The sequence below is a fragment of the Kocuria sp. SL71 genome (genome assembly GCF_026672465.1).
GTDB classification, from domain to species: domain Bacteria; phylum Actinomycetota; class Actinomycetes; order Actinomycetales; family Micrococcaceae; genus Kocuria; species Kocuria palustris.
This window is the reverse complement of sequence record NZ_JAPPRE010000001.1, coordinates 1,440,051-1,462,383: the sequence shown is the minus strand read 5'-3', so window position 1 is coordinate 1,462,383 and position 22,333 is coordinate 1,440,051. Positions and strand designations below refer to the sequence as shown.

General features: G+C 64.0%; 21 protein-coding genes and 2 pseudogenes. 17 read left to right on the top strand and 6 right to left on the bottom strand.

The annotated features are described in order from the left end of the window. Positions 1-30 precede the first annotated feature (30 nt). The 5 genes from OVA15_RS06545 (at position 31) to OVA15_RS06525 (ending at position 4,325) form a co-directional block, all read left to right on the top strand. A complete protein-coding gene (locus tag OVA15_RS06545) occupies positions 31-513 on the top strand; it encodes a hypothetical protein (RefSeq protein ID WP_268143861.1) in 483 nt (160 codons plus the stop codon). 53 nt (positions 514-566) lie between these two features. Beyond that, positions 567-1,163, top strand: a complete 597-nt coding sequence (locus OVA15_RS06540; RefSeq protein ID WP_268143859.1) for a hypothetical protein — start codon at positions 567-569, stop codon at positions 1,161-1,163. A 98-nt stretch (positions 1,164-1,261) separates the two neighbouring features. Then, a complete protein-coding gene (locus OVA15_RS06535; RefSeq protein ID WP_268143857.1) occupies positions 1,262-2,272 on the top strand; it encodes a hypothetical protein in 1,011 nt (336 codons plus the stop codon). Further along, on the top strand, positions 2,254-3,501 hold the full coding sequence (locus tag OVA15_RS06530; RefSeq protein ID WP_268143855.1) for a peptidoglycan DD-metalloendopeptidase family protein: 1,248 nt from the start codon (positions 2,254-2,256) through the stop codon (positions 3,499-3,501). Before OVA15_RS06535 ends, OVA15_RS06530 begins: the two co-directional genes overlap by 19 nt. 350 nt (positions 3,502-3,851) lie before the next feature. Further along, entirely contained in the window at positions 3,852-4,325 is a 474-nt protein-coding gene (locus OVA15_RS06525) for a hypothetical protein (protein ID WP_268143853.1), read from the top strand. Between the two features lie 71 nt (positions 4,326-4,396). On the opposite strand, the gene OVA15_RS06520 is transcribed toward OVA15_RS06525, so the two are convergent. Beyond that, a complete protein-coding gene (locus OVA15_RS06520; RefSeq protein WP_326493266.1) occupies positions 4,397-4,690 on the bottom strand; it encodes a glutaredoxin family protein in 294 nt (97 codons plus the stop codon). A gap of 81 nt (positions 4,691-4,771) precedes the next feature. Further along, the gene (locus OVA15_RS06515; RefSeq protein WP_268143851.1) at positions 4,772-4,945 is read right to left on the bottom strand and encodes a hypothetical protein; all 174 of its coding nucleotides are present in this window, start codon (positions 4,943-4,945) and stop codon (positions 4,772-4,774) included. A 118-nt stretch (positions 4,946-5,063) separates the two neighbouring features. Here OVA15_RS06515 and OVA15_RS06510 point away from each other — a divergent pair, with 118 nt between their 5' ends. The 4 genes from OVA15_RS06510 (at position 5,064) to OVA15_RS06495 (ending at position 7,195) form a co-directional block, all read left to right on the top strand. Further along, positions 5,064-5,576, top strand: a complete 513-nt coding sequence (locus tag OVA15_RS06510; RefSeq protein WP_268143849.1) for a hypothetical protein — start codon at positions 5,064-5,066, stop codon at positions 5,574-5,576. Continuing rightward, complete coding sequence (locus OVA15_RS06505; protein WP_268143847.1) at positions 5,573-5,704, top strand: hypothetical protein; 132 nt, start codon at positions 5,573-5,575, stop codon at positions 5,702-5,704. Before OVA15_RS06510 ends, OVA15_RS06505 begins: the two co-directional genes overlap by 4 nt. Positions 5,705-5,787: 83 nt before the next feature. Next, the gene (locus tag OVA15_RS06500) at positions 5,788-6,186 is read left to right on the top strand and encodes a hypothetical protein (RefSeq protein ID WP_268143845.1); all 399 of its coding nucleotides are present in this window, start codon (positions 5,788-5,790) and stop codon (positions 6,184-6,186) included. A 40-nt stretch (positions 6,187-6,226) separates the two neighbouring features. Then, positions 6,227-7,195 (top strand): hypothetical protein, encoded by a 969-nt coding sequence (locus OVA15_RS06495; RefSeq protein ID WP_268143843.1) that lies wholly within the window; start codon positions 6,227-6,229, stop codon positions 7,193-7,195. Positions 7,196-7,328: 133 nt separating this feature from the next. Here the strand turns inward: OVA15_RS06495 and OVA15_RS06490 are convergent. Further along, positions 7,329-8,562, bottom strand: a protein-coding gene (locus OVA15_RS06490) for an IS3 family transposase (protein WP_268143841.1) whose coding sequence is annotated in 2 segments (ribosomal slippage) — positions 7,329-8,277 and positions 8,276-8,562 — 1,236 coding nt in all. Because the reading frame shifts where the segments join, the coding sequence is not laid out codon by codon here. On the opposite strand from OVA15_RS06490, the gene OVA15_RS06485 reads away from it, so the two are divergent. The 4 genes from OVA15_RS06485 (at position 8,468) to OVA15_RS06470 (ending at position 12,953) form a co-directional block, all read left to right on the top strand. Further along, the gene (locus OVA15_RS06485; protein ID WP_326493265.1) at positions 8,468-10,078 is read left to right on the top strand and encodes an SCO6880 family protein; all 1,611 of its coding nucleotides are present in this window, start codon (positions 8,468-8,470) and stop codon (positions 10,076-10,078) included. The genes OVA15_RS06490 and OVA15_RS06485 overlap by 95 nt on opposite strands. A 32-nt stretch (positions 10,079-10,110) precedes the next feature. Further along, complete coding sequence (locus tag OVA15_RS06480; RefSeq protein WP_268143837.1) at positions 10,111-11,658, top strand: hypothetical protein; 1,548 nt, start codon at positions 10,111-10,113, stop codon at positions 11,656-11,658. Between the two features lie 221 nt (positions 11,659-11,879). Then, on the top strand, positions 11,880-12,224 hold the full coding sequence (locus OVA15_RS06475) for a hypothetical protein (RefSeq protein WP_268143835.1): 345 nt from the start codon (positions 11,880-11,882) through the stop codon (positions 12,222-12,224). Between the two features lie 201 nt (positions 12,225-12,425). Beyond that, positions 12,426-12,953, top strand: a complete 528-nt coding sequence (locus OVA15_RS06470) for a hypothetical protein (RefSeq protein WP_268145740.1) — start codon at positions 12,426-12,428, stop codon at positions 12,951-12,953. Here the strand turns inward: OVA15_RS06470 and OVA15_RS06465 are convergent. Then, a pseudogene (locus tag OVA15_RS06465) lies at positions 12,872-13,177 on the bottom strand (integrase core domain-containing protein); the annotation flags it as partial. The gene OVA15_RS06470 and the pseudogene OVA15_RS06465 overlap by 82 nt on opposite strands. Positions 13,178-13,262: 85 nt before the next feature. Between OVA15_RS06465 and OVA15_RS06460 the strand changes: the two are divergent. Then, a protein-coding gene (locus tag OVA15_RS06460; RefSeq protein ID WP_268143833.1) for an IS3 family transposase occupies positions 13,263-14,428 on the top strand; the annotation gives its coding sequence in 2 pieces (ribosomal slippage) (positions 13,263-13,547 and positions 13,550-14,428; 1,164 coding nt in all). A gap of 131 nt (positions 14,429-14,559) precedes the next feature. Here OVA15_RS06460 and OVA15_RS06455 read toward each other — a convergent pair. Next, positions 14,560-15,360, bottom strand: a complete 801-nt coding sequence (locus OVA15_RS06455) for a hypothetical protein (protein ID WP_268143831.1) — start codon at positions 15,358-15,360, stop codon at positions 14,560-14,562. Between the two features lie 133 nt (positions 15,361-15,493). On the opposite strand from OVA15_RS06455, the gene OVA15_RS06450 reads away from it, so the two are divergent. Further along, positions 15,494-16,999, top strand: a complete 1,506-nt coding sequence (locus OVA15_RS06450) for a type IV secretory system conjugative DNA transfer family protein (protein ID WP_268143829.1) — start codon at positions 15,494-15,496, stop codon at positions 16,997-16,999. A gap of 70 nt (positions 17,000-17,069) precedes the next feature. After that, positions 17,070-18,074 carry an IS481 family transposase gene (locus tag OVA15_RS06445; RefSeq protein ID WP_268143827.1) on the top strand — a complete coding sequence of 335 codons (1,005 nt, stop codon included), beginning with the start codon at positions 17,070-17,072 and terminating at the stop codon, positions 18,072-18,074. On the opposite strand, the pseudogene OVA15_RS06440 reads toward OVA15_RS06445, so the two are convergent. Next, positions 18,074-18,756 (bottom strand): annotated as a pseudogene (locus OVA15_RS06440) (IS110 family transposase); the annotation flags it as partial. The gene OVA15_RS06445 and the pseudogene OVA15_RS06440 overlap by 1 nt on opposite strands. Before the next feature lie 1,015 nt (positions 18,757-19,771). Between OVA15_RS06440 and OVA15_RS06435 the strand changes: the two are divergent. After that, positions 19,772-22,333: a non-ribosomal peptide synthetase gene (locus OVA15_RS06435; protein WP_268143825.1), complete on the top strand. Its 2,562-nt coding sequence runs from the start codon at positions 19,772-19,774 to the stop codon at positions 22,331-22,333.

The following is a 22,333-nucleotide window of genomic DNA, read 5'->3' as shown; positions in this document are numbered from 1 at the left end:
GCGTAGGAACCATCCACGGAAGGAGTCGTCATGGCTGTGCAGGAGAAGTTCGAGATCAAGTTCGCGTGCGGGCACTCGGAGACGCGGGATCTGTCGGAGAAGCCGGCGGGCAAGCGCAAGGGGTTCGCGAACTGGCTGTCGCAGCAGAACTGCTTCGAGTGCTGGAAGGACGAGACGAAGGATGAGCGGGCCGAGCAGCGTCGGGAGGCTGCGGCGGCGAATGCGAAGAAGCTCGGGCTGCCTGAGCTGGATGGCACGCCGAAGCAGCTGGAGTGGGCGGGGATATTCCGGGACTCGCTGATCCAGAACGCTCATGAGGAGTTGTGTCGGGGCGAGGACGCCGCGATGTCTGAGGAGGAGTTCGACGAGCGGGTCATGTCGCACGCTCGGATGATCACCCGGGCGGGATGGTGGATGGACAACGCTGACGCGGAGCCGGAGGACCTGGAGGAGCTCGTGTCCACGGCCCTGGATGATGAGGAGCAGGTCAACGGTTGCGAGAACACGCTGTGAGCGGGCTGGTGACGGAGGATTCTGCGGGGACTCGTCCGGTGAAGGCCTCCGAGATGCAGCAGCTGACGTTTTCGTCGGCCGGGCTGGTGCATTGGCTGGTGGTTGATGTCGTTGCTGGGGTTGTTTCCCTGAACGGGCAGCGTGAGGAGGCGGAGTTCCTGCGAGAGCTACCGGACCCGGTGAAGCGGGCCAGTCCGTCGGGCTCGATGGCGGTGCTGTCGCGGGTGCGCGATGAGACGACGGCGGTCTGGATGCGGACCTGGAATGAGACAGCCGCGATCGGTCACATGGGCGGGGCTGCGGGCATGAAGCGGCCCCCTTGGCTGGAGGACGCGGTGAGCAGCGCGAAGGGCTCGAATCTGTGGGTCGGTGCAGTTCGGGAGGCCACCCACATTGCTCGGATGGCGTACGAGACCGCGGTGGTGCGTGACCATCGTGAGGAGCTCAACGGCATCCCCGTCGATGAGGACGACGGGTGGCTGGCGACCTGGCTGACGTTCGTCCAGATGGATCTCTGGGACCACGCCCGAGAGGAGACCTTCTGGCCGCTGGCCAACAACGGGATTGAGTTCGAGGACATGGGACTGATCGTGGGTGGGGCTCAGCGCTGGTGGCCGGAAGACGCTGCTGAGAGACGCGCGGGAGCATGAGGGGGAGGCCCCCGGGACTGAGGTCCCGGGGGCTTCGTCATGGGCGGGATACGCCGGTGGGGGTGGGCGTCGATGCCTGGGTGAGGTGGTGATCGACGATGAGCACAGAGCATGAGCGAGACGAGGACTCCAGCGACGCCCTGGAGCAGGAGATCCCGTCGACGGAGGGCACAGGGGAGGACCTGCCGCGTCGCGGTCGTCGGCGATCGCGGCCCCGGGGCGTGGCGTGGGGGTTCTTCCACCCACCGGCTGCACGATGGTCGGCTCCGGGTGAGGACCGTGCACGGTCGCTGCTGGGACGGATCTCCGAACGTATGCAGGCCTCGGCTGGGCTGCGGGTGGCGGTCGCAGTGGGTGCCGTGCTGGTGATGGTCTTGGTGGTGGCCCTTGGGTGGGCACTGACCCGTCCCGGTCAGGATGCTGCTGAGCCTTCCGCTGAGGCGCCGGCAAGCTCGCAAGCTTCAGCGGATGAGCCGGAGGTTCAGCTGCCGGGATCGCAGGCAGATGTCGAGGCCGATGAGCCGGGAGCGGAGAACAGCGCTGCGGAGCCTGAGCTGTCGGGACGTGAGGCTGATGAGGCGGCCCTGGAGGAGATCAACGACGGCGACGGCCTGGTCACCGCACGAGACGACGACGCAGATGACCCGATGGTGACCGGCGCGCGGTTCCTGCGGGCGCTGCGCAGCGTGGATACCACTTCCGATGAGGTCGGCGACTGGTACGCGGCGCGCGATTCGTTCCTGTCGGAGGGGCGGACGGGTCGGCAGGAGGACTGGGGTGAGGCAGGGGAGCAGGAAGCGGTATCGGAGGCGGAGGTCTCGTGGGCGGAGATGGATGCTGCGATCACCGACGGCCGCGGGATCGCCCCTGACTTCCCCTTCGGCCCGGAAGCTGAGCCGGGCACGCACCTGGTGCAGGTCGGGATGCGCCTGGATCGAGAGGTCACCGTGGATGGGACGACGGTGCAGACCCCGTCTGGTGCGCTGATGGAGGCGGTGGTGGTGTGCCCGCCGGCCGAGGGCGTGGACCGGTGCGTGGTCACAGACTGGGCCGAGGAGCCGACGGACTTCGTGGGCGCTGATGATCAGGCGTGGGAGCCGGGTCTGTGAAGGGCATGGTCAAGAAGGCCGGTGTCGGCCTGGTGCTGAAGCTGGTGGGCATCCCCGGGCTGATCTTCGGGGCCGTCGCGGTGGCTCTGACGATGTCGCTGGTGATGCTGATGCTGTTCATGGGTGCCGGTGCGGCGTCCGCGAAGGACGAGCACGACACCCAGGCCGCAGCGACGACGGCCGGAAGCACCTGCCAGGTGGATGCCGCCGAAGGTGAAGGATCGGGCGGATCGCGGGTGGAGGTCCCGGAGGCGTTCAAGCAGCCGGTGAAGGACGCCGCGAAGACCTCCGGGCTGCCCGAGGAGATTGTGGCGGCGCAGATCCAGCAGGAGTCCGGGTTCTCCACGACGGTGTCCAGCCCGGTCGGGGCGCAGGGTCCGGCGCAGTTCATGCCGGCCACGTGGGAGACCTACGGCGAGGGCGGGGACGTCAACGACCCCGAGGACGCGATGGCCGGATATGGCCGCTACATGAAGCATCTGCTGGAGGTGTCGAAGCCGAAGGCGGACAAGAACGAGGGTGGGCCTGACGCTGCGCGGCTGGCTGTGGCGTCGTACAACGCTGGCGAGGCCGCCCCGGGGCTGGAGGACGGCGAGATCCCGCCGTATGAGGAGACGCAGAACTACGTCCAGATCATCTTCGACGGGGCGCAGGAGGACTTCTCCGTCGAGTGCTCGCAGGTCTCCGGTGGTGAGGTCTCTGAGGTGGAGCTCGGCGATGGGGAGTGGGCGAAACCGCTGCCGGGTGGTCAGCACACCTCCGGCTACGGCAAGCGGAACATCATGCCCGGCTGCGCTGACGGGGACTACAACCTGACCAACGGGTGCCACGCGAACTTCCACCTGGGCACGGACATCGCCACGCCTGGGGCGGGGACATCACCGGGAGGGACGGTCGTGGCGCCGACGAAGGCCGAAGTCGTGTGCGTGCCGGGCATGGAGTTCGACGGCATGGTGCAGCTGAAGGTCACCAACGGTGAGGACTCCGAGCTGCTGCTGAATTTCCTTCACCTGGCCGAGCAGAACGTGAAGGTGGGCGACACCGTGGAGCGCGGTGATCCCATCGGTGTCGAGGGCAACACGGGCAAGACCTCATTCGGCACGCACCTGCATCTGGAGGCCATGAAGCCGGGGACACCGGCGTGCAAGAAGCCGTGGGAGCGCGATGACAAGGGCGAGCTCTACAACGTGAATCCGGAACCGATTCTGAAAGAGAAGGGATCATTGTGATGCGCACGAAGATGAGGATGAGCGCGGTGGGATTGGGCATGGTGTCAGCGCTGCTGCTGGCCGGGTGTGGTGGTGGCGAGGGAGAGCGGCCGCCGGCCTATGAGCCGACCAATCCTGTCTCGTCGTCGACGCCGTCGGAGGTCAAGACGGTGCCGGGTGCTGCTGGCTCAGGTGAGCCAAGTGGCTCACCTGAGGCCTCGGCAGGTGATCCAAATGGATCACCTGCCGCGTCGAGTTCAGCGAGCCCGGCGGGGGAAGCGACCGGGGCAGGTGTTCCAAATGGAACACCTGAGCCCGGGCCTGACGATGTGGCCGGCAACGGGGTCGTGGCGCCGTCGCCGTCGCCTGCGGTGGAGGGTGACGGGAAGCAGTTCCCGGGGTTCGTGGATCAGTCGACGGTGGACAGGGCCTCGGCGCGGGAGGTGGCGATCGAGGCGATGCGAGGGCTGTCTGTCTGGGATACGACGCAGGACACGAAGCCTGGTGATGCTGGGGCGCGGGTGGAGTCGCTGGTGAGTCCGGAGGCTCTGGAGCGTGGCGCTGGCGGGCCGGGGAAGTGGACGCCGCTGTGGTGGCGGCAGGCCACGGCGGCGGGGGCGTGGTCTTCGGCGGAGACGGAGCTGGCTCCGCTGGGCACGGATGCGCAGCCGCCGGAAGGCGTGGAGATGGTCACGGTCGAGGTCGCCTGGACGTGGCACGCCGATGAGGACTCGGTGGTGCCGGAAGGGGATTCGCATTCGTGCACGGTCGCTGTCGAGGAGGTGGATGGGAAGGAGACGGTCACGGCGTTCGACTGCCAGGACAGCGTGGCCGACGCTCGATGACATGAGCAGCTGATCGGGGACAGAGAAGGAGCCGGGACACCGTGTGGTGTCCCGGCTCCTGTCGTTCGGGCTCAGCGCTGGAAGTGGATGGGGCTGATGGTGGGGCCTGTGATCTCGGCGGCGCTGGGGGCGTGCTGGGCGGTGGCGAGTTGGGCGAGCTTGTCGGGGCGGTAGCCGGACCAGTGCTGGCCGTCGTCGGTCACCACGACGGGGGCCTGCTGATAGCCGAGGGTCTCGGTGATGTAGCGGTGCGCTTCGGGGTCGGTGGTGATGTCCCGGGTGTGGAAGGCCACGTTGTGCTTGGTGAGGTGTGCCTGGGTGCGGTCGCACTGGATGCACTGCGGCTTGGTGTAGACGGTCGTCATGATGAGCCTCCTGGGGAGCGGCGGAGCTGCGTGTGCAGGTCCTGGTGGGTGCTCATCGCGGTCGTCGTCGTGAGCTGTGGGTCACCAGAACAGGAGGTAGGCCACGAAGAGGACGCCGGCGGTGATCCAGCCGGCCTTCGTGGAGATCATCCAGATGGCCAGGCGGACGCCGCCGATGGCCAGGCGGAAGCCGACGACGAGCATGAGCACGAGTACGGCGGCGGCGAATGCCCAGAGGGTGAGCGCTGCGGTCATGACGGGCCTCCTTGGGTGTGAGTGATTCCAGAGTCGTGGGTCACTCCGACATCGCAAGCCGGTCGCGGGGGCGGATACGGCGATCGTGGCTCGATCCGATGGGTGGATGTGGGCTGGCATGTCGTGGATCTCCGCATCGGGGTTCTGGTCGGTCCGAGAGGAGGAAGCCATGTTCAGTTCGAATTCTGGTGAGGCTGTTCCGGAGCTGGCGGGCCTGTCCGGGACGATCCTGGTCAGCTGTCTGATCGGGCTGGTGATCGCCCTGGTGATCGCGATGGTCGCGGTTGGGGTCCGGCGGCAGGCCAATCAGTCGCAGAAGGTCGCTGATTCCATGCTGGTGGTGATGAACACGGCCTTCGGGGCTGCGGTGATCGCTGGTGCTGGGGCGCTGTTCCTGGGGGGATCGACGCTGTACCAGGTGCCGAAGGTCGAGGCCGAACGCGTCGAGTCGGAGGCCAGCGCGGGTGAGTGCTACACCCACCGCCAGATCGGCCCGCTGGGGGACAACAGGGAGCAGATTGAGGGGATGACCGATTGGGAGCCGCCCAAGGGGGCCTCCATGGAGACAGTGCGGTACTGGCCTGATCCCGCGCAGGAGTGTGGGAGGGGACCGCGGATTCGTGCCGCATGATCCAGGTCACCGGGACGAAGGATGCCGATGGGGCGATGGGCAACCTGACCAAGGTGGGCATGTCCGAGTGGGTCGAGCCCAAGGGCGAGTGCGAGGACGGGGAGCGGGAGAAGAAGGAGTTCGACTGAGCTGACACACGTTCGAGGGGCAGCTCGGCGATAGGCAGTTGTACGGAGCAATTCCCAATCTGATCACGAAGTGAGGATTCGACATGATCAAGGATTTCCTGACCACGCAGGCCATCAATCTCCAGTCCGCGGCGATGAACATCATGACCCAGGAGTTCGACCCGGGGGTCACGGTGCAGTCGGACGCACCGTTCCTTCCTGCGCTGCGCACTGCGGCTGGCTGGGCCATGGCCCTGGGCCTGGTGTTCACGGTGATCATCGTGATCATCGGCGGCGTGCTGATCTCGCTGGGCAAGGTCTCGAACACGCCGGGCAATCAGTCGCGCGGCTTCATGGTGCTGCTGTTCTCGCTGATCGGCGCCGCTGTGATCGCCGGCGCCTCGGCGATCGTCTACTTCGGCACCTCGATCGCCCTGTCCAGTGGGACGGCTGCGGCGATGGCACCGGTTGCTTCGGTCGGTCAGCTGGGCCTTCTGGGCTGAGTGGCCCGACGACGTCGACGACTGAGAGGAGGTGGGGGTCATGGCTGGTCTGGGTGATTGGCTATCCGACGGTGCGCGTGACGGTTTCGAAGCGACCGTGAAGCGGTTTGCTGAGGACTCGTGGACCTTTATGAAGGACGCGTTTGAGTCATCAAACCTGTCGTCCGAATGGTGGGCAGGTGTGGTCGGTGCCGGCTCTGATCCGGGGATGCTTCGGGTGATCACCGTGGTCATGGCCCCTGTCCTCCTCATGCTGGTTGCGGCTCAGGTCGTGACCGGAGTGGTGCAGTCGCGCACGGACAAGATCTTGCGCGGGGCTGCGGCAGCGGTGTTCGCGGTGCCGTTCATGATGATCGTGGTGACGCTGATCATGGCGGCTGCTTCGGCCTCGGACGGGGTGACGACGTTCGTGCTGGAGGCCAACGGCGAGACGGCGAACATGTCCGGGTTCATGAAGCTGTTCGGATTCGAGCTGAACGACCAAGGCGAGTTCCAGCAAGTGAACTCGGAATACAACATCTGGCGCGGTGTGGGTGATGGGGCGTCCGGGTTCGAGCTCGTCGTGCCGGCAGCGATGGCCGGGCTGGTGTGGCTGGCCTCGATGTTCCTGTCCTTCATGCTCTCGCTGCGCACGATGATGCTGGTCGTGCTGACGGCAGTGGCCGCAGTGGCGGTCTTCGCGCTGGCGTGGGACGTGACGAAGGCGTGGTTCATGCGCTGGATGACGATCATCGTCGGGCTGCTGATCGCCAAGCCTCTGGCTGCGGCCGTGCTGGTCATGGGCATCTCGGTCTTCGACTATGCCGCGACCACGCAGCAGTTCATCGCTGCCCTGGTCTGTGTGGTGGTGGCGGCGCTGATGCCGATCGCGGCGGTCGGGATCTTCGGATTCAGTGCGGTGTCGGCCTCGTCTGGGTCCGAGCGCACGATGGCCGGCGGAGCGCAGGCCGGTACGCGAATGGGTGGCCGGGCTCTGTCCGGGGTCACTCGAATGATCAGGAGGCGATGACGATGACGACGACGAACGAGCATTCTTCGGCCGAGCTTGCCCCGGTGCAGTTTCCCCGGGCAGGCAGCAAGAAAGCGGTCCTGTGGCTGGACACCTCCCAGGTGGTTGAAGCGCCCTGGGTTTCGTTCCGAGGTCAGGGCACCGCGGGCGCGGTCACCTCGGCCTCAGTGTAAGCAGCCTCGACCTCGACCGGGGTCCGGTACCCCAGTCGTTCGTGGAGCCGAGCCGTGTTCCACCAATGGACCCAGTCCAACGTCGCGATCTCCACCGCAGTAGCCGAGGGCCAGACGCGCTTGGAGTAGATGATCTCGGTCTTATAGAGACCATTGACCGTTTCTGCCAGGGCATTGTCGTAAGAATCCCCGACCGTACCGACCGAAGCAGTCACACCTGCAGCAATCAGCGCATCCGAGTAGGCCAGCGACACATATTGAGACCCTCGATCCGAGTGATGCGTCAAGCCAGAAGAATCCCGACGGGCACCAGTCGTCAATAATGCCTGTTCCAGAGCCAGAAGCGGCAGGCGATCTGTGTGCAGCGTTGAAGCGACCGACCAGCCGACGATCTTGCGGGTGCAGACATCCGTGATGAATGCGACATAGCAGAATCCCGACACGAGACGCACATAAGTGATGTCGGCGACCCAGAGCTCATGCGGAGCCGCGGCCGTGAAGTCGCGCTGGACCAGGTCCGGGCGATGATCATCTGCCTGGGCTGGACGGGTGGTGTTGGGCTTGCGGCCCCGGCGGACCCCGTGCAACCCGGCGCTACGCATCAAACGAGCGACCTGATCGCGGCCCAGGTCCCAGCCTGCTCGGCGCATCGCATGCCACATCTTCCGCGCCCCGTAGACGCTGTAGTTCTGCGCATGGACGCGCTGTATTTCCGGGATCAATGATTGATCACGCAGAGCACGAGCTGAGGCCGGCCGTGTTTTCGCAGCCCGGTAGGCACGAGAGGTGATGAACCCACATTCTGTTTCGCGCATCACGCGGCAGATGGCCTCGACCCCGAAATCGTCGCGGTTCTTGTCGATGAACCGGATCATCTCGTCGTGGGGCGGTCGAGTTCCGCTGCGAAAAAGCCGAGGCCTTTTTCAGGATCTCATTGGCGCGGCGGGCTTCGGCGAGTTCTCGACGCAGCCTGCGGTTCTCTTCGCCCAGGCTCTCGTCAGTGGCGGGTGCCGGTGTCGCCTTGCTTGCTGTGATGGCTTGGTTGCACCAGGCGCGCAGGGTCTCGGGGCCACAGCCCAGCGACTCGGCCACGACTCGGATGGAGGCCGCGCGTGGTCCGCCCTCGGTGGCTTGGCGGTCGAAGACCATCCGCACGGCGCGTTCGCGGAACTCGGGGGTGAACTTCTTGGGCATGATCCGATTCTCCTTCAGGAAGCTCGGAACCAAACCCAGGGCGCTTCAGGTCAGCGCCGGGGTGCTGATGATGCTGTTCATGATCCTGGTGATCATGACGGGCTCGCAGGTGATCCCGCTGTGGCTGACCGGGGTGCTGGTGACCCTGGTGCTGGGCGCGGTGGTCGTGGTGATCACCAACGTCTCTGGGCGCCCTCTGCCGTGGTGGATGCGACAGCGGTTCCGGGCCTGGCGGCGACGTCGGCAGGGCCAGGACTCGTTCGTGGCCGCGGGACCGTCCGCGAAGGAGCTGGCCGCTGACGAGGAGGCCGAGGAAGCTGCGATCGAGGCCGGGGTCCCGGCCCCGGTGCGGCTGCGGCTTCCGGGCGAGGCGAACGAGCTGAGGCTCTACACCGCGGCTGATGGGCAGTGCGTGATCTGGGACCCGGTGCTGAAGACAGCGACGCTGGTGTGCCGGGTGGCCCCGCACGGGTTCCGCATGGCGGAGCCCGAGGACCAGGGCGACATCATCACGAACTGGGCATCCATGATCGACTCGCTCTACAGCGAGGACGGCGTGATCGCGGTGCAGGTCTCCGACACGATCACCACAGCGTCCGCCTCGAAGATCCGTGCGGCCTATGAGGCGCAGGTCGAGACGGCCACGGAGAACGGAAAGCAGGCCGGCGAGGCGCTTTCGCCGCTGCTGCACTCGGACTATCTCCAGCTGCTGTCCGGCGACCGGGCTCAGGTGCAGCACGACAACCTGGCTGGCATCACGATCTCGCAGCCGAAGATCCGCGATCAGATCAAGTCGGCCGGCGGTGGGATCGCGGGGATGCTGGTCGTCGTGGCCCGGATGGGGCAGCTGTTCGAGGACCTGCTGCGGGAGTGCTCGGTGGACGTGCAGCGGTGGCTGGACGTCGACGAGCTGGCCACCGTAGTCCGTCGGGGTTTCGTGCCGGACGAGGCCGTGGCGATCACCGACGGCAAGGTCTCGGTATCGGCGGCGACGGCGGGACCGATGGGCGTGGACGTCGAATGGGACAAGCTGCGTGTTGACGGTGCCTGGCACCGGGTCATGGAGATCTCGCAGTGGCCCACTCGCCCGGAGAAGCCGGGGTTCATGAGGTTCCTCAACGGCGCCGACTTCCCGCATGTGGTCACGCAAGTGATCCGCCCTCAAGGCACCGCGGCGGGCATGAAGCACGTTCAGGATCGGCTCAACGATCAGCATTCTGCGGCAGCGATCCGTGGAGAGCTCGGCCAGGCCGAGAAGCTCTCGGACATGGCCCTCGATGATGATCTGGTGCGCACGGGGGCGGAGCTGCTTGCTGGTCACGGCATGGCTCAGTTCACCGGACTGATCGTGATCTCTGGATCAACGAATGACGAGCTGGAGACGAACACCAAGCGCATGATCTCGGGGGCAACCCGAGCCGGATGCGAGCTGCGGACCTTGTTCGGGCAGCAGTGGTCTGGGTTCCTGTCGTCGGCCTTCCCGCTGGGGCGGGCTCTGATCAAGGCCAAGGGCTAAGAAGTCGATCGCGGTGACGAGAGGGATCTGAGATGAGCAAGCAGAAATCACAGATGAGGATCGTGTCTTGGGACGCAGAGACGACGCGGCAAGGGCGTCGGGCGCTGAGGATCGCGGCGGCGAAGGAATCGGCGCGGCTACGCAAGGAGTGGAAGACCGGCCCGGCCGAGGACGTGACGGCTGGGTTGGCCAAGCGCAGCTTCTCTGCTGGTGGGGAGTCGCGGGAACGCAACTTGCGCGGCAGCAGCGTGGTCTCTCGCCCGACGATGGCTGCGGCGTCGACGTTCACACTGGCCGGTGCATTCCCGTGGGTCTCGCAGTCGGGGTTGGGCACGACGCGCGCGTTCATCGGCACGGTCACCGACGGCGGAGGCATGTGGTGCTTGGACCCGTGGGAGGCCTACTCGCGGGATCTGATCAGCGGCATGTCGTGCGTGCTGATCGGCACGGTGGGCACAGGCAAGTCCACGACCGTGAAGGCCTGGGTCAAGAGGATGGTGCAGGCCGGGAGGCAGGCGATCATCATGTCGGACTCGAAGGGCGAATGGTCGATCGTGGCCCGGGCTCTGGCTGTAGAGGGCAAGGACCCGGAGATCACCGTGGGCGTACCGGGCCGTGTGCTGAATCCGCTGGACCCGGGAAAGCGCCCGGGCACGGATCAGAAGGGCAAGCGGCTCAACGATGATACGTGGGTGCGCATGGCACGGTCACGGCGATCGACGATGATGAAGACGATCGTGCACATCTTGTCGGGGCGGGCGTTGGATGGTGACGAGAAGCTGGCGCTGTCCAGGGCGATCACTGATGCGGCGAAGGCCTGTGGGGAGGATCTGGCGGCGATGACGCCGGAGACGTCGATCAGCGAGGCCGCGGCCACAGCTCCGACGATCCCTGATGTGATCGCTGCGCTGCGGGCCCCGTCGGCGGAGACGGAGAGCTTCACGACCGGGGCTGGTCGGGGTGTGGCGAACACGCTGATGGAGCTGGTGGAGGGCGATCTGGCGGGTCTGTTCGACGGCAGGTCGACGGTGTCGTTCGATGCGAGCTTGCCGATGCTGGTGTTCAACACGCGGCCGCTGCGTGATCTGGCTCCGCAGGCGCGTCGCATCGCCTCGCACTGCGTGTCCTCCTGGGCTGAGTCGGTGTTCACGAACCGGGACTCGGGGCAGCGCATCGCTGTCTACGAGGAGGGGTGGGAGAACCTCGATGACGAGGCGTCGCTGGAGCGCATGGTGGCCCAGTGGAAGCTCGCCCGCGACTACGGGCTGTTCAACATTCTGATCTTGCACAAGCTCTCGGACCTGAACCGCTCTGGTGATGAGGGCTCGCGTGCTCGTGAGCTGGCGGTGTCGTTGCTGGCGGACACGGACATCCGGGTGGTGCATCGGCAGAAGTCGGATCAGCTGAAAGCCACAGCGGATCTGCTGCGGCTGACGGGCTCGGAGCGTGAGGAGATCTCGCGGGCGCCGAAGGGTGTGGCTCTGTGGAAGGTCGGAGAGCTCGAAGGCCGCATGGTGCGCACGGTGCGGACGAAGCTGGAGGGCGAGCTGTTCGACACGGACCAGGCGATGGTCTCCTGAGCAGGGGAAGGGCTGGATGTTGATGGGCAATATCGAGTGCACGGTATTGCCTATCACTCCGTCAGGGCTGCGGGGTTGTTGGTTGGGTTGTGAATCCGCTCCGGAGAGCGCGAACGACTACTTCTGTCATTATTGCGAGCTGGTGTATATCGGCTGGGAAGTCGCCTGGGAGGTCTTTCTGGTGGTGGACCAATTTCGGCCAGCCCAGGCCGTGGGTACTGATGTACCCCAACGACGCCGCAGAGATCGACTTCTACGCCGACAGCACCGGGCGATTCATACCCCTGAACCCCATGCTGGGAGGCTGGCCGATCCACGAAAACCCGGTCACACCCGAAGGCGTCGCCGTATTCGCGGACTGGTCCCGGGCCTCGATCTTCACCGACGGCGTCGTCGAACTGTCCGTGATGGACGGCACCGCCCACTACAACGCGGGAGGCGTCTTCGACGGCACCCTCTGGGAACACAACGAGATCCGCATCGGAGACCTGGCTATCAGCCGGTCTTCGTCCTTCGCCTTCGTTCTCCTGAACGCCGACGCCACCGTCCCCACCTCTGCCCCGTGAGCGTGATGCCCGCGCCGACTCCCTGAGCCGCACAGGTCCGGCGTCAACGCCCCGCCTCCTGAAGCAAGGGCGAAGGACGGAGAGCGGAATCGGTAATACACGAAGGCCCGACCCGCGCCACACGGGTCCTGACCATCGACCACGGCGGCTGGGGCCCGCCCTCGCATAGGTGCCGGGCGACGTCCGTGGCATGATGTCGCCATGGACCCCATGTTGATGCAGCTTCACCAGAGGCAAATCAAGCACCAATGCCAAGCAGCCTTGATTGGGATTGACGTGGCGAATCAAGGAATGCACGAGAGTGACCAGGACATTTTCTGGGCCGGCATACAGGGCTTCCTCACGGCAACAGCGAATGTCTCCAAGACCCTTTGGGGCACAGAAGGTCGAAAATTTGTCGTCTCCAGGCAACCCCTCCGAGAGGCGCTGGGTGTGAGTGACGACAGCCCGCTCGCCTCGAGAGATCTTCGGAACCACCTTGATCACTTCGATGAGCGCCTCGATGAGTGGTACGCAACGTCTGAGAGTCACAACTTCGTTGACTTCTACATCGGCCCGCCAGGATCCCTGGGGCTAGATTTGGACCCCCGGGACATGTTTCGGCAGTTCGATCAGACGGAAAACATCATCACATTCTGGGGCGAAAATCATCCCATAGGGCCGATTGTCGCCGCGCTCCAGGACTTGTTACCTCGTGCTTCTGCAGCCACAGACCAGTGGCTGTACTGACCGGAGACGTTAGTCAATCGTGAGAACGGCGGCTGATTGCCGCAGGCCGTGTGCGGCCGGTGCTGGTTGTAGTAGTGCAGCCAGGCCTCAAGCTGGCCCTGGCGCTCGGCTTCGGAGGTGTAGCAGCGGGCATAGGCCCACCCGTCTGCCAGGGTCCGGTGGAAGCGTTCAATCTTGCCGTTGGTCTGCGGACGATACGGCCGGGTGCGCTTGTGCTTGATCCCGAGTTCAGCGCAGGTGGGACTGATGCACGAGTAGGTGTCACATGATCTGTGGCGCTCCACGGCGCTGCAGGGAAGGGGGTGCACCATGCCTGCTCCCTATCCCCAGGAGTTCCGTGACGACGTCGTGCGCGTCGCGAGAAACCGCGAACCTGGCCAGAAGCTCTCGATGATCGCGAAGGACTTCGGGATCTCCGAGTCCTGCCTGACGAACTGGATGCGCGAGGCCGATGTCGAAGACGGTGCCCGGCCCGGAAAGACTAGAGAGGAGTCCTCCGAGCTGCGCGATCTGCGTCGCCGGAATCGGTTGCTCGAGCAGGAGAACGAAGTCCTGCGCCGCGCGGCCGCCTACCTCTCGCAGGCGAACCTGCCGGGAAAATCCTCTACCCGCTCGTGAGCGAGCTCGCCGGCGATGGCGTCCCTGTCGCGGTGTCCCTGCGGGTCCTGAAGCTCTCCCGCCAGCCCTACTACCGCTGGCGGAAACAGCAGGTCACCGAGTCCGAGCTGGTCGAGGCCTATCGGGCGAACGCTCTGTTCGACGCCCACCGCGATGATCCCGAGTTCGGCTACCGGTTCCTCGCCGGCGAAGCGGAATCCGTTGGCCAGCGCATGTGCGAGCGGACCGCGTGGCGGATCTGCCGAGACAACCAGTGGTGGTCCGTCTTCGGGAAGAAGCGCGGCAAGAATGGGAAGCGCCCCGGTCCGCCAGTCCACGACGATCTCGTCCAGCGCGACTTCTCAGCCGACGACGTTAACGAGCTGTGGCTGACCGACGTCACTGAGCACTGGACCGATGAGGGAAAGCTCTACCTCTGCGCCATTAAGGACGTGTTCTCCGGTCGGATAGTCGGCTACTCCATGGATTCCCGGATGAAGGCTCGTCTCGCGGTGAACGCCCTGGACAACGCTGCTTCGCGACGCCGAGGCGCCGCCGGATGCATCGTGCATTCGGACCGAGGATCGCAATTCCGGTCACGGAAGTTCGTGCACACTCTGAACCGTCATCACCTCATCGGATCGATGGGACAGGTCGGTGCGGCCGGGGACAACGCCGCGATGGAGTCCTTCTTCGCCCTGCTCCAGAAGAATGTCCTGGACCGCAAACGCTGGCGGACCCGAGACGAACTGCGGATCGCGATCATCACCTGGATCGAGAGGACCTACCACCGCCGCCGCCGACAGGCCCGCCTCGGCCGATTGACCCCCATCGAATACGAGACCATCATGAACCCGACCGTCAGCCTGGCGGCCTAACCCCAGCTGACACCTACTCGTGCATCAGTCCCAATCCCCGTCGATCAACGTCTCCGGTCAGTACACCTAAGCCGGGGAAGAGCTGGACGGTGATATGCAATACCGAGTGCACGGTATTGCCTATCAGCCCGTCAGGGCTGCGGGGTTACGTAGGCGCTCCGGAGGGCGCGAACAGCTAGTTCCGTCATGCTTGCCAGCTGGTGTATATCGGCAGCGAAGTTGCCTGGGAGGTCGTTCTGGTGGTGGACGAGTTTGGGCCAGCCCAGGCCGTGTGCTTTGCCGGAGTAGAGGTTGAACATCCACAACAGGTGCTCGCGCATTGTGGCGCCCGTTTTGATGCCTTCCGCATCGAGGCGGCTTTGAGTGCGTCGCCCAATGATTTCAGCGGCGCCCTCCAGGGTGTTGGTTTCGGTGAATCGCTTGTGTGGAGCGAGCTCCATGAGTCGTACGCGTCGCGCACTTTGGTCATCGAAGGCGTCTTGCGGCACGCGCAGGTCGACGAGCTGGGAGAACTGATTGGCGCTCCTGTAGCACCGGAATAATGAGTCGGTCTCCTGAACCAGAATGTCCATTGCGTGGTTGGCTTGCTCATCCGGTGACTCTGGCCCGAGGACGTAGATGGCTCGTGCGGAGGCCAATAGTGCGCTTCGCATGAGCGCGGCGATTACGAATGGCTCTGTGGGGATGTCATCTTCGATGAAGCGTCTGATCTGATCCAGGCACTCAACGGCGCTGCGTGCCCCTTGGTGGAGAGTTAGCACTAGGTCCACGGGCGGGTCATCGAGGACCGGGCGTGTTTGAAGCTGCTGCACGATGCTGCCAGGGCGCGGAAATGCGGGCACCTCATCCAGAATGTTGCGGGTGTCCTTCACGATTTGAAGAGCACGCGTCACATGTTGAAGTGCCGCCGGGTCGTCCAATCCAAGATTCATGACGTGATTCTAGGCGCACGGATTCGCAGGGGGTGGGTCCTGGGTGAGGGCGGGTTGGTCGTTCGCGACGCTGCGGGGCTGCCGTGTCGATGGGGAAGTGACAGGCAGGACACGAGGTTCAGGAGGGGCAGCGATGCCGCGCGATGACGACACGATGTGGGCGATGGTGCTGGGGGTGCTGGTCGGCGGGTTGGCGCTAATCTGGGTCGCGATCGTGGGGACGGCTTCGCTGATGACCTTGCTCCAGTGCGGTGGTCTGCCGGAGCGGATGGGTCCTGGTGCGGTGGTGGGGTTCTTCCGCACTGGGCGCGAAGCCCTGGCGACGGAGAGCGGCTGCGAGCCGTCGGTGGTGGGCCTGTGGTCGGTGCTGGGGGGACTGCTGCTGATCGTGGCCGTGCTGGTCGTTGTGTCCGTCGTGCTGTGGTCACGGTGGAAGGAGTCCGACCGGCGGTTCCTGAACGATCTTGCTGGTCGCGAGGGAATTGCGAAGGCGCGCGAGGTGAAGAAGCGGGTGGGGGAGCCGGCGCTGATGTCGAAGGCGGCGGCGGTGCGTCCGTCGGTGAAGGACCCGAAGCCGTGTCAAGTGGGGCTGCTGATCGGGGTCTCACAGGGACAGCCCGTGTGGATCAGCGTCGAGGATTCGGTGGTGATCATCGGTCCGCCGCGCTCGGGCAAGGGCTTCCACATCGTGATCAACGCGCTGTTGGACGCTCCGGGGGCTGTGGTGACGACGTCGACTCGTGGCGACAACGTCCGGGCCGTATGGGAGGCACGGAAGAAGACCGGGCCGGTGGCGTTGTTCGATCCGCAGGGACTCACGAAGCTGCCCTCGACGTTGAAGTGGTCGCCGTCGCAGGGGTGTGAGGACCCGATGGTGGCCTCTCGTCGTGCGCAGGCGATTGTGGGCGCCTCATCGATGGGGCAGTCGACGTCGAATCAGGAGTGGGCTGGCGTGGCGACAACGATCCTCCAGTACCTGCTGCACGCGGCGGCGATCGCGAAGGTGGATACGCCGGCTCTGGGGCGTTGGGGGGCTAATCCGGGGATGGCTTCGGCTGCGGCGCGGATCTTGAAGGAGTCGCCGGAGGCTGCCCCAGGATGGGGCGCTGCTCTGGACTCGGAGCTGAACAGTGACCCCAGGATGCTTCCGTCGAAGTGGATGGGTGTGTCCTCGGCGACGTCGGCGCTGATGCTTCCGGAGGTCGCTGATGCGCTGGACCCAGCGCCGGGCGAGGGGCTGGACCCGAAGACCTTCATCGAGGAGAAGGGCACGTTGTTCCTGGTCGGCACGAAGGCAGGTGGTGGTGCGGCGGCTCCGATGCTGATCGCGCTGATGGACGCGATCACGGCTGAGGCGCGGGAGATGGCGATCCGTCAGCGAGGGAATCGGCTCGATCCGCCGCTGTCGCTGATCCTGGACGAGATCGCGAACATCGCGCCGTGGAAGGAGCTGCCCACGATCATGTCCGATGGTGGCGGTGTGGGGATCTCGACGATGGTGATCATCCAGTCCCCGGCTCAGGCTCGCAGCGTGTGGGGAGACAACGAGGCGCAGCAGATCTTGGATTCGGCCACGATCACGATCCAGCTAGGTGTTGTGGGGCATGAGGTTCTTGTCACCAGCGGCGTGCTCAGATGAGGCGAGCGGGCCCCTTAGCCACAGGATGGAAGTTCCTACACAACCCATCCACGGAAGACAGAGCCCGCTCATGCCCCACGCTAATGCACCACTGACCCCGACCGGCCGCCTGCGCATGATCGAACGCCACCTCCATGGCGGCATCCCGATCGCTCACGTGGCCGCGGAGTTCCGCGTCTCCCGCCCGACTGTGACGACCTGGGTGGCCCGTTACCGCGCTGAGGGCGCCCCGGGGCTGAAGGACCGCACCAGCCGACCGCACACGACCACCGGTCAGCTCGATCCGCTGCTCATCGGGCTGATCGAGGACCTGCGCAGGGAACGGAAGTGGTCAGCCCGACGGATCCATTACCATCTGCGCGCCGAAGGCCATGACCTGCATCTGCGCACCGTGGGCCGGTGGCTGCACCGACTCGGGATCTCCCGACTGCGGGATCTCACCCCGGCCGGGGAACAGCTGCGCCGGGCGCCACAGCGCATTCGCACGAGGCGGCCGGGGCAGATGGTGCACCTGGATGTGAAGAAGCTCGGGCGCATCCCCGATGGCGGCGGCTGGTGGGCCCATGGCCGTGGCAGCCAAGCGGCTCTGGCCTCCAAGCGCCAGGGGCGAGTCGGCTACACGTACCTGCACTCGGCCATCGATGGGCACACGCGCCTGGCCTACACCGAGGCCCTAGCTGACGAGCGTGCTGCGACCACAATCGGGTTCTTCTCCCGGGCGCGGGTGTTCTTCGCCGCTCACGGGATCACCGACCTGGAGCGGGTGGTCACGGACAACGGGAACAACTATCGCGCCGCCGACTTCATCCGTACGGTGCAGTCGCTGGCGGGCCGGCATCAGCGGATCCGCCCGTACACGCCTCGGCATAACGGCAAGATCGAGCGCTATAACCGGCTGATGGTCGATGAGGTCCTCTACGCGAGGGCCTATGACTCTGAGCAGGCCCGTCGGCAGGCCGTGAAGGTGTGGGTGAATCACTACAACTACCATCGCCCGCATACGTCCTGTGGTGATCAGCCCCCGGCCTCACGCACGCCGGCTCGTGTCAACAACGTCATGCCCTCCTACAGCTAGGTCCCGGATCGGCGTGTGACGGGGGCCATGCCGGCGTAGGAGACCAGGTGCCCGGCATCGGCGAAGTCCTTGCCGACGACTTCGGTGAGGATCCGTGCTGCGGCCCTGACCCCCGATACCGGGCATCGAGATCAAGATCGGGTGAAGAAGGCGGGCCTCCACCACAGCATCCACCTGCGTGGCGAGCTTGTTACGCTGATGGATCGGTCTGACGAGCTGTTCGGCCAGGATCGGTACCACCGTGCCCGCAGCATTAGTGCAAGCCACGACAGTTTGCTGGTCCAGGGCGTCGAGGATCTCCTCAGTCAGTCGGGTCGCCAGTCTGGGTGCGTGTTTGCGCCGGCCGGCTCGTACGTACCCGGGTCTGGCGGTCTTCAGCTTGCCCGGGGCCGGGTAACGCCCCAGCTGGTCAGCCATCGCCGGCGAGCATGGCCAGCCCGGTGATCTGCTCGTCATCGACTCGGATTCCTCGGAGGGTGTGGGGCATGGTGCGTGCTCCTTCGGCGCTGATCGCGGCATCGCGGGTATCGGTCTTGGCGGGCCCGGGGTGCGGATCGGCGATCCGGCGCATGGCCAGTCCCGGCAGGTACGCCACTTCCACGTCTTCACAGGACTGGGCCACAGCGACTGGCAGGGCTCCGATGGTGGCCGGCTGATCGACCACGAGCAGCACCGGCCCGTGGGTCTTCACGAGCTCGTCGAGGCCGATGTAAATGGCTGGTGGTGGGGTAGTCATGGCGGTTGCTCCTGGGCTGGTCGGGCCATGTGTGTGCTGGCCAGCTCAGGGGTGATCACGCTCGGCATCCACGTTACCAAGACCCTCGTGAGGAGGGCCCCGCCTCTATCAGCGATCCGTGATCACCAGACCTGTCCTCGGTGACAACACGCCGGCGGATCATGAGTGCGACTGGGGGCAACGATCATGCCGAGCACCGGCTGGCCGGCATCTGCTCATCCTGGATGATCCAGGCGCCGCCGAAAAGGTAACGAGGGAGGCACGAAAGGGCTTGAGCACCGGGAGGGGCAGCGCGACGGGAATCCTGTCGGCGGCGAGTTTGGTCACGGCCGGGAAGAACCCCTTCCTGCATTTTGCCTGGGCAGATAAGCGGCAAAGCGCCGCCGGACCCCATTATGCCGCCCAGCAACCGAACCCGCTTGTTGAATCAAGAAAATCGATCGACTCCCCTGGCTTTTGCCGGGGCGGCTGTCGTCGTTGATGCCTACCTGACGGATCCACGCGTGCAGGGTCCTCTCGTGGACGTTGAAGTCATTCACGATTCGCGATCTCGTCCTTGTTGTTAGGGGAGTGGGCCATTTGAACGGCATCATTGCAGAGCTCTCGAGGATAGGTATAAGGGTTCGGCCGCGTATTTCCCGGCCGCTCAACAAGCCAGTCAGATTTAGAGACCCTGTATGCCCTCCTACACCTAGCAGTAAAGGCTCCATGGCTCGATGTGAACAATTGAATTAGTCACGGTCAGTCTCGCGCTTGCCGTGCCCCGCAATCCCACACGCTACTACCATCTAGTTCTCTTGAGCGTCAACCCCTCATGCAAGCTGGGGCAATCGCGGCTTGGGGGTGGTGTTCGGAGCTGCCCTCGGGTTACAGTCTAGGAGCATTCGTTGATCGGTAGACAAATTGTGCACCTCGAGCGCTGACATTGGACGGTCCTCCTGCTACGAATTGAGGCCTTCTCTTGACCGAAGAAATTGACCTTCTGAAAGCTCAAGGCGAGTTCTGGATTAGTCGCCAAGTTTCACAGGAAAGCGACGGTAGGTTTGTTCACTACTTTGTCATATTCAATGAGGGACTACAGCCCGATGTTATGATCTCCGCTCTGGAGCGCAATATTAATCGGACGCCTGCGCTGGGGTTTTCTCCATTTTGGGACCCGGACTCTGGTGAGCTGCGTCAAGTTTGGAGTAAAATTGATCCAAATGTAGAGTTTTTTGACGATAGCGCAGCGGGCGGTGTCAGGTCAAGGGAGTTCTCCCTAAAGCTCGAAAAGGGCCTCTCTGGAATATGCGATTTGAACTCGGGAAACTCTCACTACTATCTCTTATCCAAGACTGATTGCAATCAATTCCGTCTTGATTTGGCAAATCACCACTATTACCTAGATGGCTATTCTGCCATTCGGTTCCTGCATGATGTGATTGACGAGTATATCGAGCTTGTCGCAGGGCGAGGATGCTCGGATGGTGATCGTCCTGAACCATTGGGTGCAGTTGTCGAGAGAGAAGCGAAATATCGGAATTCCAAGCGTTACGAGGCTGATCTAAATTACTGGAAGGCCGAGCTTGACGCCGGGACCCAGCCGGTAGTACTCAAGCCAAGACTGCCGCTTAACCCGGCCAGATCGAACCATATTCTCCATCGTGAGATTGATTCGGATATTCAAGATCGCTTGGATAATCTTGAGGCGCAGGGGCTGTCACCGGCTGCGCTTCTTGTGGTCGCGGCTAGTATTCTATTAAACTCAATTTCGGGCGAGAGCAAATTATCTGTTGGTTTTGCTGTATCGGGGCGGGCCACCAAGAAAGATCGAGATACGCCCGCCAATATGGCGAACGGTGTTCCGCTGGTAGTGAGTCACAACCGTTCGTTAACTGTGCGGGAGCATGTAGAGGAAGCTGCGACCAAGATCCAGGGGGCAGTAAGAAGGCAGCGTGTAAGGGGTGTTGAAATATCTCGAGCGGCTGGATTAGATGGTACGTTGGGTTCCTTGTTTGGCCTTACGGTCAATTATATGCCTTTCGATACTGGAGTCCAGAAGCTTAATGGGAGGATGACCGCTAGTAATAACGGCCTAACCGATGATGCCTTTGTTAGCTTCTACTCAGCTGATGGTCTTCATAACGAACTCGCCTGGTATGCGAATGATGAAATATTTGGCGAAGTAGAGAGTCAAGAGTTCTTTGATTCCTACTATAATATTCTTCGTCAGGTGGTCGCTGACCCGGATGTTGCTGTGGGACGCGTGTCAGTGTCGAGTGCTGAGAACGTGGCTTCGGTTCTAGAGCTGGGGGCTGGGGAAGCGCCGGAGGAGGCTCCGTGTTTGGTGCATGAGTTGTTTGAGCGAGCGGCTCGGTCGGGTCCGGAGAGTCCGGCTGTGGTTTGGGACTCTGGCTCGATGTCGTACGAGGAGCTGGACCGTGCCTCGAATCGACTGGCTCGGCGCTTGATGCGGGCTGGTGTTGATGTGGGTTCCACGGTGGGGCTGATGTTATCGCGTGGGCCCGGGATGGTGGTTTCGGTTCTGGCCTCTCTGAAGGCAGGGGCCAGGTACCTGCCGATTGATCCGGAACTTCCCGCGGAGCGGATCGATTTCATGCTGAATGACTCGACTCCGGGTGTTCTGTTGACTAACCCTGAGTGTTCGGCGGATGTGGGGGCCTCTTCGGGGACAGTGCGATTGGTGCTCGATGAAGTCATGTCGGCCGAAGAGTATGCAGGGGTTGATGACTCGCCCATCGTTTCTGAGGAACTCTCACGGGCTCTTGAAGTTGAGGATGCGGCCTACACGATCTATACATCGGGTTCGACGGGGCGACCGAAGGGTGTGGTCGTTACCCACAGAGGGGCGGCGGCTCTAGCAGGGGCGCAGAGACGCGATCTGCAAGTCAAGTCTGATAGCCGTGTGCTGCAGTTCGCGTCTCCAAGTTTCGACGCTGCGTTCTTCGAAACACTTTGTGCATGGTCCGCGGGCGCAGCCTTGGTCGTGCTGTCTAAGCCGGAACTGACACCAGGTGACGTTCTGGGAAATAGCATTCACAAGCACAAGGTGACGCACGCGGTGCTAACTCCGACGGTGTTGAGTGTGTGTGAAGGGGAAGACTTAGCAGGAGTCAAGAGCCTTCTGTCTGCCGCAGAGGCTTGTTCTCTTGAGTTGGTTGCGAAGTGGGCCCCCGGACGACTTATGCTCAATGGCTATGGGCCGACCGAGGCCACGGTGTGCGTGTCGATGACGGGTTCTTTGGCTGGTTGGGAGGGCGTTGTTCCGATCGGTAGGCCGTTGCCCGGGTCTAGGCTGTACGTTCTGGACTCGGCGATGCGGCCGTGCCCATTAGGTACTACTGGCGAGCTATTCATCGCTGGCGAAGGGCTGGCGCGCGGGTACCTGGGCCGAGCGGACTTGACGGCTCAGAAGTTTGTGGCGGATCCCTTCGCGGCAGACGGCTCCCGGATGTATCGCTCGGGGGATTTGGCGCATTGGGGGAGCCGATGGCCAGATCTACTTCGACGGACGAGCCGATGA

Coding starts and splice junctions, on each gene's coding strand:
- OVA15_RS06545 (WP_268143861.1), top strand. CDS start 31: ATGGCTGTGCAGGAGAAGTTCGAGATCAAGTTCGCGTGCGGGCACTCG.
- OVA15_RS06540 (WP_268143859.1), top strand. CDS start 567: ATGCAGCAGCTGACGTTTTCGTCGGCCGGGCTGGTGCATTGGCTGGTG.
- OVA15_RS06535 (WP_268143857.1), top strand. CDS start 1,262: ATGAGCACAGAGCATGAGCGAGACGAGGACTCCAGCGACGCCCTGGAG.
- OVA15_RS06520 (WP_326493266.1), bottom strand. CDS start 4,690: ATGACGACCGTCTACACCAAGCCGCAGTGCATCCAGTGCGACCGCACC.
- OVA15_RS06515 (WP_268143851.1), bottom strand. CDS start 4,945: ATGACCGCAGCGCTCACCCTCTGGGCATTCGCCGCCGCCGTACTCGTG.
- OVA15_RS06510 (WP_268143849.1), top strand. CDS start 5,064: ATGTCGTGGATCTCCGCATCGGGGTTCTGGTCGGTCCGAGAGGAGGAA.
- OVA15_RS06505 (WP_268143847.1), top strand. CDS start 5,573: ATGATCCAGGTCACCGGGACGAAGGATGCCGATGGGGCGATGGGCAAC.
- OVA15_RS06500 (WP_268143845.1), top strand. CDS start 5,788: ATGATCAAGGATTTCCTGACCACGCAGGCCATCAATCTCCAGTCCGCG.
- OVA15_RS06495 (WP_268143843.1), top strand. CDS start 6,227: ATGGCTGGTCTGGGTGATTGGCTATCCGACGGTGCGCGTGACGGTTTC.
- OVA15_RS06485 (WP_326493265.1), top strand. CDS start 8,468: ATGGAGGCCGCGCGTGGTCCGCCCTCGGTGGCTTGGCGGTCGAAGACC.
- OVA15_RS06480 (WP_268143837.1), top strand. CDS start 10,111: ATGAGCAAGCAGAAATCACAGATGAGGATCGTGTCTTGGGACGCAGAG.
- OVA15_RS06475 (WP_268143835.1), top strand. CDS start 11,880: ATGTACCCCAACGACGCCGCAGAGATCGACTTCTACGCCGACAGCACC.
- OVA15_RS06470 (WP_268145740.1), top strand. CDS start 12,426: ATGGACCCCATGTTGATGCAGCTTCACCAGAGGCAAATCAAGCACCAA.
- OVA15_RS06455 (WP_268143831.1), bottom strand. CDS start 15,360: ATGAATCTTGGATTGGACGACCCGGCGGCACTTCAACATGTGACGCGT.
- OVA15_RS06450 (WP_268143829.1), top strand. CDS start 15,494: ATGCCGCGCGATGACGACACGATGTGGGCGATGGTGCTGGGGGTGCTG.
- OVA15_RS06445 (WP_268143827.1), top strand. CDS start 17,070: ATGCCCCACGCTAATGCACCACTGACCCCGACCGGCCGCCTGCGCATG.